Here is a 13,601-nt window from a genome sequence, read left to right on the forward strand (position 1 = left end):
GTGCTACTTACACGTGCTAGATTGACACAACAGTCGGGCCGAGTCAAGCGTTTTGTCAGAACATGTTTCGGGCATCCCGAAACCGGGTGCCGATAGACTGTCCCAGCAGCACCGACGCTGCTCAGTCCGCCGGAAGGGAGATCGGGGCGTCGTGAGTGACACAGACCTGAGCGCCGCCAACGACTCCACCGGATCCTTCGCCGGTCACCGGCCAACCATGGGCGACGTGGCGAGGGTGGCCGGGGTGTCGCGGCCCCTGGTCTCCATCGTCATGCGAGACGCGCCGGGCGCCAGTGACGCCACCCGCGCCCGCGTCAAGCGAATCGCCCGCGAGATGGGATACGTCCCCGACGAGCGGGCCCGCAAGCTCCGGCAGAAGTCCTCGAAACTGATCGGCATCGCCTTCGAACTGCAGCACCCGTTCCACGGCGACGTCGTGGAACAGATCTACCTGGCGGCCGCGGATCGCGGCTACGACATCGCACTCTCCGCGGTCTCGCCCACCAGGGACGAGGTCACCGCGGTGGAGTCGCTCATCCGTGAGCGCTGCGAGGCCCTGATCGTGCTCAGCCTCCAGCCGGACGCCGAGCACCTCCTGGCAATCGCCCAGACGGTCCCGGTGGTATCGGTCGCCCGCCGGCTCAAGGCGCCGACCATCGGCGTCATCCGTGGCGACGACCGGGCAGGCATGCGGCTGGCCGTCAACCACCTGGCCGAGCTGGGCCATGAGCGCATCGCACACATCGACGGCGGAAGCGCCCCCGGAAGCACGGACCGTCGCGCGAGCTACCGGAAGTCCATGCAGCGCCTCGGCCTGGGCCAGTTCGTCGACGTGGTACCCGGCGGCCCCACAGAGGAGGACGGCGCCCAGGGGCTGCGGGAGCTGCTGTCGAGGCCGATCCCACCCACCGCCGTCCTCGCGTTCAACGACCGCTGCGCGGCGGGTGCGCTCGAATCCGCCGTGCACTCCGGGCTTCGAGTCCCCCAGGACCTCTCGATCATGGGCTATGACGATTCCCGCCTGTCCCGCAGGACCCACGTCCAACTCACCACCGTCTCCCAGGACACCCATATCCAGGCCGACAGGGCAGTCGAGCTGGCCATCGAGCAGCTCCACGGAAACCCACCCAGGGAGGTCGTGGTGCAACCCCACCTCGTTGTGCGCGACACGACTCAGGCCCCTCCCTTACGAGCCTGAGCGGCGGCGAATGCCCCCCCAACTCACTGGCGGATGTGGTGCCGACTACGACACCAGATCCGCCGCCTAACCGCCGCCGACGGCGCGGTGGGCCTCCACATCCCTAAGTAGGAGCGCAAGGTCGCCCGGACCGGTGCGCGCCCCGTCGGTGGCCACTACCTCCCGGCCGGGTCCGGGGGTACTTTGGATGGATGAGCACAGAGGCTGTTGCGCCTGCCGGGATACCGGTCTGGAAGCGCACGCTAGGGGTGGTGGGGCTCGTGGCTCATGTCGCGGTCGGCTACCTCTACCTCGCGGCAGGCCTTGTGACGCCGGCTCCTTGGCTCGTCGGGTTCCTGCTGCTCTGGGTGGTGCTTCTCGGCGTGGCTATCGCCCTCATGCGTCGGCGCCCGCTGTGGGTCCTGCTGGTGCCCGTCGTGGCGCTGGGCCTCCTCCTCGGGGGCGTTACGCTCGGCGAGGCTCTACTGGGGTGGACCGCATAGGGCGTCGAAGCCCCTCGCGCCCGGTTCGAAGACCCTCCCCCAAGTCGCTGGTGAGCCCGCGTTGGTTTCGACGCGGGCGCGCGTCGCTTCGCTCCTTGCGGCCCGGCTCAACCAGCGGGAAGGTCGGGCCGCCTCAGGCGACAAGGCAGGCGGGAACGCCGGAATGGGCTGCCCGGTCATTCGGCCGGGCAGCCCATCTGCTGCCTGAGGCGCGAGGGGCGAAGCGACGAGCCGCGAAGCCACAGAAACGTTCCTTGTCAGCTTGCGTTTCTTAGGCTTCGAGGCCGCTACGCGGCACCTCAGCCAGCGATGTGGGCCGCCGCGCGACACCTCAGCCAGCGATGTGGGCCGCTGCACGGCACCTCAGCCAGCGGTGCGGGCCGCTGCACGGCACCTCAGCCAGCGGTGCGGGCCGCTGCACGGCACCTCAGCCAGCGGTGCGGGCCGCTGCACGGCACCTCAGCCAGCGGTGCGGGCCGCTCCGCGGTACCTCAGTGTCCGGGGCCGCGGGCGGCCCTCGTGGTGAACCAAGGAGCGTTCCTGCAAGTCAGCCAGCGGTGCGGGCCGCTGCGCGGCACCTCAGCCAGCCGTGCGGGCCGCTTCGCAGCACCTCAGCCAGCGGTGCGGGCCGCTACGCGGCACCTCAGCCGGCTGTGGGGCGGCTCAGGCGGCGGCCGTCTCGCGCGCGTGGCGCCGTCGCTCCTCACGGCGGACGGACTGGCGGTCGGGGTCCGGAACCGGGGAGGCGAGCAGGAGCTTCTGCGTGTACGGGTGCTCGGGCCGCGTGGTGACCTGCTCCGCCTCGCCCTGCTCCACCAGCTCACCCTTGTACATCACCGCGACCCGGTGGCTGACGTGGCGCACCACGTCCAGGTCGTGCGACACGAAGAGGTAGGACACCCCGGTCAGCTGCTGGATCTCCAGCAGCAGGTCGAGCACCCGGGCCTGCGTCGAGAGGTCGAGCGCGCTCACCGGCTCGTCGCACACGATGAGCTTCGGGCGGAGCGCCAGCGCCCGCGCGATCGCGATCCGCTGACGCTGGCCCCCCGAGAACTCGCGGGGCAGCCGCCCCATCGCGTCGAGAGGCATGTGGACGCGGTCGAGCAGCTCCTGCACGCGCTTCCGCGCGTCCGCCCCGGTGACGCCCTGGATGCCCAGCGGCTCCGAAAGGATGTCGCCCACCGTCAGCGATGGGTTCAGCGAGCTGTACGGATCCTGGAACACCACCTGGAGGTCCTGGCTCAGCTTGCGCCGGTCGGCCCGGGTGGCGTGGCTGATGTCCTGGCCCTGGAACACGATCGTGCCCTCGGTGACGGGCGCGAGGCCCAGCACCGCCCGGCCCAGCGTCGTCTTCCCGGAGCCGGACTCACCCACGAGGCCGAGGGTCTCACCGGCGCCGATCCGGATCGACACCCCCTTGAGCACCCGGAACGGCTTGGCGAGCCAGCCCTTGCCGGGGTACTCCACCACCAGGTCGTCGACGGTGAGCAGGTCTTTCGCGGGAGCGTTCATCGGGCCACCTCCACAGGGGCGTCAACGGCGGTCGGGGAGGATGCGCCCAGCAGGGGCGTCATCGGAGGCTTGCCCTCGAGCATCGAGGACAGCAGCATCTGCGTGTAGGGGTGCTGCGGCGAGCCGAGGATCTGCCGCACGGGGCCGTCCTCGACGAGCCTGCCGTTCTGCATGACGAGCACCCGGTCACAGATGTCGGCCACCACGCCGAAGTTGTGGGTCACCATGATGATGCCCAGGCCCAGCTTGCGCTGGAGCTCGCGGAGCACGTCGAGGACCTCGGCCTGGACGGTGACGTCGAGGGCGGTCGTCGGCTCGTCGGCGATGATCAGGTCCGGCTCGCAGGAGATGGCGCCGGCGATGAGGACGCGCTGCGCCATGCCGCCGGAAACCTCGTGCGGGTAGGCGTTGTAGGTCCGCTGCGGGTCCGGGATGCCGACGCTGGCGAGCAGCTCGAGTGCCCGCTGCTTCGCCTCGGCCTTGGTCACGCCCAGCACCCTGACCATCGGGGTGGAGAGCTGCGAGCCGATCGTGAAGGCGGGATCCAGGTTGCTCATCGGCTCCTGCGGGATGTAGGAGATGCGCTTGCCGCGCAGCGCCCGCATCCTGGTCTGCCGGACGTGGTCGTCGCCCGGGGCGACGGTGTAGACGCCGTCGAACACGATGGAGCCGGCGGTGATCATGGCGTTGTCAGGCAGCAGGCCGAGGATGGAGAACGCGGTCTGGGACTTGCCGGAGCCGGACTCGCCGACGATGCCGACCACCTCGTTGCGGTCCACGTGGAAGGACACGCCGTCGACGACGGTCTTGGTGGAGCCGTCGGGCTGGGGGTAGCCCACGCCGAGGCTGGTCACCGTGAGCAGGTGGTGCGAGGCGTCCGCGATGCCGGCGGCGTGCGCCTCGGCAACGTGGGCGTCGGGGACGGGCTTGGCCCGCACGGCCTTGGTCTTCTCGAGGTCCTCGAGGGAGTCACGGACGGCGTTGCCGAGCAGCACGAACGCCGCAATGGTCAGGGCGATGGCGAGCGTGGGCCACAGCAGGTTGAGCGGCTGGCGGTAGATGGAGCGGAAGCCGTCGCTGACCATGACGCCCCAGGTGGGGACGACGGGGTCGCCCAGGCCGAGGAACTCCAGCGCCGACTGGATGGAGATGGCCACGCCGGCCACCATCGCGGTCTGAATGATGATCGGGGCGCGCACCACGGAGAAGATGTGGCGGGCGATGATGCGGGAGTCCGAGAGGCCGGAGACGCGGGCGGCGTCCACGTACAGCTCGTTGCGCACCGACTGCACGGCGGTGCGGGTCAGGCGGAAGTAGCCGGGGCTGAGCAGCAGGCCGAAGACCACCATGGAGATCCACACCGACGGGCCGAGGGCGGCGCGCACGGCCAGCAGCACGATCATGCCGGGCAGAGCCAGCAGGATGTTGGTGGACCAGCTGGCCACGCCGTCGAACTTCCCGCCGAAGTAGCCGGCGATCAGGCCGGACGGCAGGCCGACGGCGATGGCGACGCTGGCCGCCAGGGCCGCAGACAACAGGGTGACGCGGGAGCCGAAAATCAGGCGGGAGGCGATGTCGCGGCCGGCGCTGTCGGTGCCGAGCGGGAACTCCCCGCCTGGGCCGAGCAGCACGTCGGTGAGGCTTGCGACGTTCGGGTCGTGGGGGGCGAGGAGCGGCGCGAAGATCGCGACGAGGGTGATCAACGCCAGGTAGATGATGGCCGCAAGGCCCATCGGGTTCTTGAGCAGCCGGCGGAAGGCGGAGGCGCGCACGACGATGCCCGCCTGGCCCACCGGGACGGGGGGTGTGAGCTCACTCATGCGACACGCACCTTCGGGTTGAGCCAGCCGTTGAGGATGTCCACAACGAGGTTGACGAGGATGACGATCACGACGCTGTAGACGACCACGCCCATGACCAGCGGAAGGTCGCTCATGGTGGTGGCGGTCACGGCCAGGCGGCCGAGGCCGGGGATCGCGAAGATGGACTCGATGATCACCACGCCGCCGAGGAGGCTGATGAACTGGAGGCTGAGGACGGTCAGCCCGGCCGGGGCGGCCGAACGCAGGACGTGCTTGAACAGGATCTCCCGCTCGCTGATGCCGCGGCTGCGGAGGGTGCGGACGTAGTCCATCTCCAGCTGCTTGATGAAGGCGCTGCGGATCTGCTGGGCGGCGCTGGCCACGCCGTTGATAACGAGGGCGATGACCGGCAGGGTCAGCGACGCGATCCACACTGCGGGCCCGACGCCGGGCGCGATCTGAGAGATGGCGGGCAGCCAGCCCAGCTGGATGGCGAAGATCCACACCAGCAGGACGCCGATGATGAAGCCGGGGACGGCGTTGCCCACGACGGCCCCGAGCTGGACGAACCGGTCGGCCCAGCCGCGGCGGGTGGCGGCCAGCATGCCGAGCGCCGTGGCGACGAGGGCGATGAGGACGATCGAGACGCCGATCATCGCGAGGGTGACGGGGAGGCGGCTGCCGATGGCCTGGAAGACCGGCTCGTTGGTGAACCACGACTTTCCGAACTCGCCCTGGGCGGCGTCGCCGAGCCACGCGAGGAGGCGGGTGATGAGCGGCTGGTCGAGGCCCAGCTGGGCCTCCTTGGCGGCGATGGCCTCTTCAGTGGCCTGGTCGCCGAGGATGTTGCGCGCGATGTTGCCGGACGACGTGTACAGCATCGTGAACGTGAGGACGGACACGACGAGTAGCACGGCGACCCCGGAAGCGATGCGCCGCAGGATCATGGAAAGCATGGTCAGCTCCGTTGCAGACAGGGGTGGGGGATGGCCCGGGGGCGGCCGCAGCCGCCCCCGGGGAGGTCACCGGGTCAGGAGACCGGCGAGTAGTTGTAGATGGACGGCACGGCCATCTGCGACTGCGGCTCGGCGGTCACCTTCTGCGCGTTGAGGAAGTAGAGCTGCGACGGGCGGAACCAGGGGGCGAACCAGGCGTTCTCGGTCACGAACCGGTTGATCTCCTGCGCGGCCTCGGTGGCGTCATCGCCCCCGAGACGGAGCTCCTCGACGGCGGCGTCGATCGCCGGATCGGTGGAGTCGAACGGGTTGTACAGGGCGTCGGTGGAGAGCAGCTGGCTGTAGGCCACCCACGACGGGCCCTGGAAGAGGCTGAACCACGCGCCGGCGAACTTCCCCTGGCCGAGCAGGCCCTGGTAGTCGGCGACCGGCACCGAGGTCTGCTCGACGGTGATGCCGATGTCGGCGAGCTGCTGGGTGGCGAACGTCATGATGGTCTCTGCGCCGGGGGTGGCGACGGGCAGCTCGATGGTGAGGCCGTCGGCGTAGCCGGCGTCGGCGAGGCGCTCGCGGGCCTTCTCGGGGTCGTAGGTGTAGTAGTCCTCGAGCTCCGGCACGAAGGCGGTGCTGTCCGGGCCGAACGCCTGGCTGGTGGTGTCGCCGAAGCCGCCGCCGAGCTCCTGCAGGAGGGCGTCGCGGTCGAAGGCGTAGTTGATGGCCTGGCGCACGCGGACGTCACCGAGCGCGGGGTTGAGTTCGCCGGCCCGGTCGAACAGCAGGAGGCCCTGCCAGTCGGTGGCGTACTCGAGGAGCTCGAACCCGGCGCCCTCGGCCTGCTGGTAGGTGGTGGCGTCGAGCAGGGTGGCGTCGACCTCGCCGGAGACGAGGCCGTTGACGCGGGAGGTGACGTCGGCCAGGAGCTTGAGGGTGATCTGGTTCCACTTCTGCAGCTCGGGGTTCCAGTAGTCCTCGCGTGCGGTGAACACGTACTGCGAGCCGACGACGGCCTGGGCCGGGTCCATCACGTAGGGGCCGGTGCCCACGGGGATCCGGTCCATCTCGTCGGTGCCGAGCGACTCGGGGCTGCCCATGAGGCCGAGGGCCTGGCTCAGGTAGTACTCGAGCGCCGGGTCGGGCTTGGCGAGCGTGATCTCGACGGTGTCCTCGTCGACGGCGGCGGCCGAGGCGACGGCGGCGGCCTGGCCGGCCTGCGGGCCGTTGTCGGCCTTGAAGTGCTCGATGTTGGCCACGACGGCGGCGGCGTCGAAGGCGGCGCCGTCGGAGAAGGTCACGTCGGTGCGGAGGTCGAGGGAGAAGACCAGGTTGGTCTCGTCGGTGTAGCCCCACTCGGTGGCGAGCATCGGCTCGTAGGAGCCGTCGGGGGCGCGGAGGATGAGCGTGTCGTAGGCTGCCTGGAACGGCTGGAGGCGGTGGCCGACGTGCGCCTGGGCCGGGTCCCAGGATGCGGGCTCCTGCAGGATGCCCAGCGTCAGCAGCTCACCCCGAGCGGAGGAGCCGGCGGCCGTGGACTGCGTGCCCGCGTCGGGCGTGGCGGCGGAGCCGCCGGACGAGCAGCCCGCCAGCGCCAGGGCGGCGGCGACGACGAGCGCCGTCGCCGGGAGAATGCGTGACTTCATTGTCGTTCCTTCGAACAGGGGTCCTGCGTCGGCTGGGCCGGGGGACCGGTGTGGGACGTCCGCCCTGCTGTTCAGGACTCGGGGGGCCGAGCCGTCAGTGCGGTGCGATAAGTACGCCAGCCCGACGTCCCGCGACCAAGGAGTTGCCGCTTGTTGCCCGCGCAGCGCACCGCGATTGCCGAGCTCACGGCCCCGGCCCTGGGACCCTTCTTTCGCGGTCCCGCACCCCCACACACCCCGCCTCGGGGCCCTGCACGACACGCCGTCGCGATCGACCCTCGACGACCTATACGGACACGGGCACGAAGTCAGACGGCGTTTCGTGCCCGCTCGTCGGGGCCCGGGACCGACCCAGTGGCGGCGGTGGTGGTGGCACGACACGCCGTCGCGACCGACCCTCGACGACCCATACGGACACGGGCACGGGTTCCGACGGCGTTTCGTGCCCGCCCGCCAGGGCCCGGGACCGACCCACCGGCGGCGGCGGTGGGGGTGGCACGACACGCCGTCGCGACCGACCCTCGAGAACCTATACGGGCACGGGCACGGGTTCCGACGGCGTTTCGTGCCCGGCCCACCCCGCGGGCTGGTAGACGCACGTCGGGTCCGAGGCCAGCGGGTCGCCCAGCATCGCGTGGGCCCGAGCCCGCGACCCTCCGCAGATCCAGTTGAACTCGCACACCCCGCACTTGCCGGAGTACGACGACGGGTCACGAAGCGCCTTCATCATCGGCGCCTCGGCGTAGATCTCCCGGAAGGACTGCTCCTTCACCGAGCCGCAGCGGTGGGGCAGGAAGCCCGACGGGTAGACGTCGCCGATGTGGTCCACGAACGCGAAGCCGCGGCCGCTGTTGACGCCGATCGGCGGACGCGGCGGGCGGCGCTCCAGCACCTCGCCCAGCAGGCGGTCCGTCTCCTGGGTGAGCCACGCGTGCAGTTCCCCGCGCACCGGCAGCGGCTCCCCGGCTGCCCGCGCGTCGTCGCGTTGGATGGCGACGCGGCGGTAGTTCGGCGCCTCCGTCACCTTCACCGCGATCCGGTCAGAGACGTCGTGCAGCCAGTGCAGCACGTCCTCCATCTCCTCCGGATCGAGCGGCTCCAGGTTCGAGCCGCGACCCATCGGCACCAGGAACAGCACGTACCACATGCCCGCGCCCATCTGCATGGTGCGCTGCAGCAGCTGCGGCAGCTCACGCAGGTTGTTGCGGCAGATGGTGGTGTTCACCTGGAACCGGAAGCCGTGCTTGACCACCAGCTCGGCCGCGGCCATCGTGTCCTCGAAGGTGCCGTCGATGCCGCGGAACGAGTCGTGGGTTGCGGCGGTTGCACCGTCGAGGGACAGCGAGAACGCCTTCACCCCCGCCTCGCGCACCGACGCCAGCCGCTCGTCGGTGAGCAGCGGGGTGACGGACGGCGACAGTGCGATCGGCAGCCCGATCGAGGTGCCGTAGGCGATGAGCTCCTCGAGGTCGTCGCGCTCGAACGCGTCCCCGCCGGAGAGGATGACGATGGGCTTGGGCGTGCCGTACGCGGCGAAGTCGTCGAGGAGGGCCTTGCCCTGCTCGGTGGTGAGCTGACGGGGGTCCGCCTTGGTGAACGCGTCGGCGCGGCAGTGCCGGCAGGCCAGCTGGCAGGCCCGCGTGACCTCCCACACCAGCACGTGCGGGCGCTCCCCCGCGTCGTGGTGGAGCGTGCGGACCACGCCCTTGCGGGCCTCATGCGGGACGGTGCCGGGGTGGGGACTCACCGCCCGAATACTACACACCGTCGTTGTGGTGACCGGGCCCAGCCCCGGCCACCGAAAGTCGATGGTGGGAGCGCTATCAGATCGTTACCATTTCGCAACCGTGTCAGGGGGCGGAATCGGTTGACAGCGTTGCCACCGTGGCGACAGACTCAAGCGCAACGGAGAGACAACGCCGTCCTGTCTTCCACCCGGGAGTCTTCGGTTGGACGTGGAACGTGCGCTCAACCCTCCGCCCAGATCCACATCTCTGCACCCGTAAGGCGGCATCGGACCGCCCAAAGTGAACGTTCTCAGGAGGAACGAATGAAGATGACCAAGTTCGTAACCGCGAGCGCGGGCCTGCTCATGGCCTTCGCCCTCACCGCATGCGGTGGCGGCGGCGCGGGAACCGCCACCACGCCGGCAGCCTCGGGTGACGCCAGCGCATCCGCGAGCGCCCCCGCGGGCGAGGCCGGCGGCTCCGTCGGCGTGTCGATGCCCACCCAGACCTCCGAGCGCTGGATCGCCGACGGCGAAGCCGTCAAGTCCCAGCTCGAAGAGGCCGGCTTCGACGTCGATCTCCAGTTCGCCAACGACGACATCCCCACCCAGTCCCAGCAGATCGACCAGATGATCACCCAGGGCGCCGACGTCCTGATCATCGCCGCGATCGACGGCACCGCCCTGGCTCCCCAGCTCGAGACGGCCGCCGCGCAGGGCATCAAGATCATCTCCTACGACCGCCTCATCCGCGACAGCGCCAACGTCGACTTCTACGTCTCCTTCGACAACTTCAAGGTCGGCGTCGCCCAGGGCCAGTCCCTCATCGACGGCCTCGCGGCCCGCGGCGAAGGCCCGTTCAACGTCGAGCTGTTCGCCGGCTCGCTGGACGACAACAACGCCTTCTTCTTCTTCAACGGCGCCATGAGCGTGATCCAGCCCAAGATCGACGACGGCACCTTCGTCGTGGTCTCCGGCCAGACCGACATCGAGCAGGCCGCCACGCTTCGTTGGCAGCAGGAGACCGCGCAGAAGCGCATGGAGGACCTGCTCACCGCCAACTACCAGGACAAGAAGGTTGATGGCGTGCTGTCGGCATACGACGGTCTCTCCCGCGGCATCATCACCGCCCTGCAGAACAACGGCTACTCCGGCACCGTCGCCGACACCTTCCCGATCGTCACCGGCCAGGACGCGGAGATCGCCTCCGTCAAGCTGATCCAGGACGGCATCCAGTACTCGACGATCTTCAAGGACACCCGACTGCTGGCCGAGCAGGCCGTTGCCGCCGCGCAGGCGCTGCTGGCCGGCGAGGAGCCTGAGGCGAACAACACGACCGACTACGACAACGGCGTGAAGGTCGTCCCGTCCTACCTCCTCGATGTGGTCACCGTGACCAGCGACAACATCACGGAAGCTCTCGTCGACACCGGCTACTGGACACAGGAGCAGATCGACGCAGGCGTTGCCTGATCCAGGCACCCGCGGTGGCCCGGCTCCTCAGGGGCCGGGCCACCGTCGCCATTGACTCTTCGGAAAGGCGACGCATGAGCGACACCCAGACCATCCTCGAGATGCGCAACATCACCAAGACGTTCCCTGGCGTCAAGGCGCTCTCGGACGTGACCCTCGAGGTCAAGCGCGGCGAGATTCACGCCATCTGTGGCGAGAACGGGGCCGGCAAATCCACCCTCATGAAGGTGCTCTCGGGTGTGTACCCGCACGGCACCTATGAGGGTGACATCATTTTTGAGGGCAAGGAGTGCAAGTTCTCCTCCATCAACGACTCGGAACACGCGGGCATCGTGATCATCCACCAGGAGCTCGCCCTTGTGCCCCTGCTGTCGATCGCGGAGAACATCTTCCTCGGCAACGAGCAGGTGGAGGGTGGCCGGATCAACTGGCACAAGACCAACGCGGAGGCGGCGAAGCTGCTCGCGCGCGTGGGTCTGGATGAGAACCCCGTCACCCCCATCAACCAGATCGGCGTCGGCAAGCAGCAGCTCGTGGAGATCGCCAAGGCGCTGTCCAAGCAGGTCAAGCTGCTGATCCTCGACGAGCCCACCGCCGCCCTCAACGACACGGACTCGGCCCACCTGCTGGACCTCCTGCGTCATCTCAAGGAGCAGGGGATCACGTCGATCATGATCTCCCACAAGCTCAACGAGATCACAGCCATCGCAGACGCCACCACCGTGATCCGCGACGGCATGACCATCGAGACCCTGGACAAGGGCCCCGACATGACGCAGGAACGCATCATCAAGGGCATGGTGGGCCGCGAGCTGGACAACCTCTTCCCCGATCACACGCCCAACATCGGCGAGGAGATCATGCGGGTGGAGGACTGGACGGTCCTGCACCCCACCGTCGCCGGCCGCAAGGTCTCCGACGGCGCCTCGTTCGACGTGCGCGCGGGTGAGATCGTCGGCATCGCCGGCCTCATGGGCGCGGGCCGCACCGAGCTGGCGATGAGCCTGTTCGGTGGAGCCTACGGCCGCAAGATCGGCGGGAAGCTGTTCCTCCACGGCAAGGAAGTCCAACTCCACTCGGTGGCCGCGGCCATCGACGCCGGGCTGGCCTACGCCACGGAGGACCGCAAGCGCTACGGCCTCAACCTGATCGACGACATCCGCCGCAACATCTCGGCCGCCTCGCTGGACAAGATCGCCAGCAACGGCGTGGTCAACTCCAACGAGGAGATCAAGAACGCCGAGCGGTACCGCAAGGAGATGCGGATCAAGACCCCCACCGTCATGAACGTGGTGGGTCAGCTCTCCGGCGGCAACCAGCAGAAGGTGGTCCTCTCGAAGTGGATGATGACCTCTCCAGAGGTGCTCATCCTCGACGAGCCCACCCGAGGCATCGATGTCGGCGCGAAGTACGAGATATACACCATCATCAACGCGCTGGCCGATTCGGGGAAGGCGGTGGTGGTGATCTCCTCGGAGCTCCCTGAGCTCCTCGGCATCTGCGACCGCATCTTCACGCTGGCCTTCGGCCGCATCACCGGGCAACTCCCCCGGGGAGAGGCAACTCAGGAGAGCCTCATGAAGCTCATGACCAAAGAAAGGGAGGCCGCCTGATGTCCACCGTCAAGGACCTGTTCTCCAAGAACCTGCGCCAGAGCGGCATCATGATCGCCTTCGTGGCCATCGTGCTGCTCTTCACGGTGCTGACCGGCGGGACGCTGCTCAATCCCATCAACGTCAGCAACCTGATCCTCCAGTACTCCTACATCCTGATCCTGGCCATCGGCATGCTGTTCGTCATCGTCGTGGGCCACATCGACCTGTCGGTGGGATCCGTGGTGGCGCTGGTGGGCGCGGTCTCGGCCACGCTGATCATCAAGAACGGCATGCCCTGGTACGTAGGCGTCATCGCCGGCCTCCTCGTCGGCCTGGTCATCGGCGCCTGGCACGGATTCTGGGTGGCTTACGTGGGCATCCCGGGCTTCATCGTGACCCTCTCGGGCATGCTGCTGTTCCGTGGCATGACGTTCCTCGTGCTCGGGTCGGTGTCCCTGTCCCCGATGACCCCCGAGTACCAGCAGATCGCCAACGGCTTCCTCAACGGGCTGTTAGGCGGTAACGGGTACGACCTGTTCACACTGCTGATCGGCGTCTTCGCCATCGCCGGGTTCGCCTGGACCCAGTGGCGCAGCCGCAGCGCCCGCATCCGCTACGAGCAGGAGGTGGAGGGCATGCCGCTCTTCATCGTCAAGCTCGTCGCCGTGGCCGCCGTCGTGATGTTCTTCGCCTGGAAGCTCGCCACCGCGCGCGGCTTCCCGATCGTGCTGATCATCCTGGCGGTGCTGATCCTCGTGTACTCGTTCCTGGCCAAGAACTCGATCTACGGCCGCCACGTGTACGCCATCGGCGGCAACATCAACGCCGCACTGCTGTCCGGCGTCAAGGTGAAGCGGACCATCTTCTGGGTCTACGTGCACATGGGCCTCCTCACCGGCGTCGCCGGCGTGGTGTTCTCCTCGCGCACCAACGGCGCCCAGCCTGGCGCGGGCAACATGTTCGAGCTCGACGCGATCGCGGCCTGCTTCATCGGTGGCGCTGCCGTCACCGGCGGCGTGGGCACCGTGATCGGCGCCATGATCGGCGGCCTGGTCATGGCCGTCATGAGCAACGGCATGCAGCTGATGGGCGTGCAGACGTCCATCCAGCAGATCGTCAAGGGTCTGGTGCTGCTGCTCGCGGTGGCGTTCGACATCTGGAACAAGCGTCGGGCCGCGGCCGCCAAGGCCTGATCCTTCGCACAGCAGACGGCGTCCGGG

The 13,601-nt window shown here is 68.8% G+C and carries 10 protein-coding genes; 5 read left to right on the forward strand and 5 right to left on the reverse strand.

Annotated features, from left to right (window positions below; all coding sequences use genetic code 11):
- Window positions 1-151: 151 nt before the first annotated feature.
- Both ACX1D3_RS02395 and ACX1D3_RS02400 read left to right on the forward strand, forming a co-directional pair.
- Entirely contained in the window at window positions 152-1,198 is a 1,047-nt protein-coding gene (locus ACX1D3_RS02395) for a LacI family DNA-binding transcriptional regulator (protein WP_458995388.1), read from the forward strand.
- Between the two features lie 191 nt (window positions 1,199-1,389).
- Window positions 1,390-1,680, forward strand: a complete 291-nt coding sequence (locus tag ACX1D3_RS02400) for a hypothetical protein (RefSeq protein ID WP_458995389.1) — start codon at window positions 1,390-1,392, stop codon at window positions 1,678-1,680.
- Window positions 1,681-2,343: 663 nt separating this feature from the next.
- On the opposite strand, the gene ACX1D3_RS02405 is transcribed toward ACX1D3_RS02400, so the two are convergent.
- From ACX1D3_RS02405 to ACX1D3_RS02425, 5 genes are all read right to left on the reverse strand, one after another.
- Window positions 2,344-3,192, reverse strand: a complete 849-nt coding sequence (locus ACX1D3_RS02405; protein WP_458995390.1) for an ATP-binding cassette domain-containing protein — start codon at window positions 3,190-3,192, stop codon at window positions 2,344-2,346.
- Window positions 3,189-5,012 (reverse strand): dipeptide/oligopeptide/nickel ABC transporter permease/ATP-binding protein, encoded by a 1,824-nt coding sequence (locus ACX1D3_RS02410; RefSeq protein ID WP_458995391.1) that lies wholly within the window; start codon window positions 5,010-5,012, stop codon window positions 3,189-3,191. The genes ACX1D3_RS02405 and ACX1D3_RS02410 overlap by 4 nt, the downstream gene beginning before the upstream one ends.
- Entirely contained in the window at window positions 5,009-5,950 is a 942-nt protein-coding gene (locus tag ACX1D3_RS02415; protein WP_458995392.1) for an ABC transporter permease, read from the reverse strand. The genes ACX1D3_RS02410 and ACX1D3_RS02415 overlap by 4 nt, the downstream gene beginning before the upstream one ends.
- A gap of 74 nt (window positions 5,951-6,024) precedes the next feature.
- Window positions 6,025-7,587, reverse strand: coding sequence for an ABC transporter substrate-binding protein (locus tag ACX1D3_RS02420; RefSeq protein ID WP_458995393.1), 1,563 nt, complete (start codon window positions 7,585-7,587; stop codon window positions 6,025-6,027).
- Between the two features lie 529 nt (window positions 7,588-8,116).
- A complete protein-coding gene (locus tag ACX1D3_RS02425) occupies window positions 8,117-9,334 on the reverse strand; it encodes a TIGR04053 family radical SAM/SPASM domain-containing protein (RefSeq protein WP_458995394.1) in 1,218 nt (405 codons plus the stop codon).
- Window positions 9,335-9,643: 309 nt separating this feature from the next.
- Between ACX1D3_RS02425 and chvE the strand changes: the two genes are divergently transcribed.
- The 3 genes from chvE to mmsB all read left to right on the forward strand — a co-directional run bounded on the left by chvE (window position 9,644) and on the right by mmsB (window position 13,574).
- Window positions 9,644-10,786 (forward strand): multiple monosaccharide ABC transporter substrate-binding protein, encoded by a 1,143-nt coding sequence (chvE, locus tag ACX1D3_RS02430; RefSeq protein WP_458995395.1) that lies wholly within the window; start codon window positions 9,644-9,646, stop codon window positions 10,784-10,786.
- Between the two features lie 74 nt (window positions 10,787-10,860).
- A complete protein-coding gene (gene mmsA / locus ACX1D3_RS02435) occupies window positions 10,861-12,399 on the forward strand; it encodes a multiple monosaccharide ABC transporter ATP-binding protein (protein ID WP_458995396.1) in 1,539 nt (512 codons plus the stop codon).
- Window positions 12,399-13,574 (forward strand): multiple monosaccharide ABC transporter permease, encoded by a 1,176-nt coding sequence (gene mmsB / locus ACX1D3_RS02440; protein WP_458995397.1) that lies wholly within the window; start codon window positions 12,399-12,401, stop codon window positions 13,572-13,574. The genes mmsA and mmsB overlap by 1 nt, the downstream gene beginning before the upstream one ends.
- Window positions 13,575-13,601: the final 27 nt, after the last annotated feature.

Source organism: Tessaracoccus yangjingae (assembly GCF_054483935.1).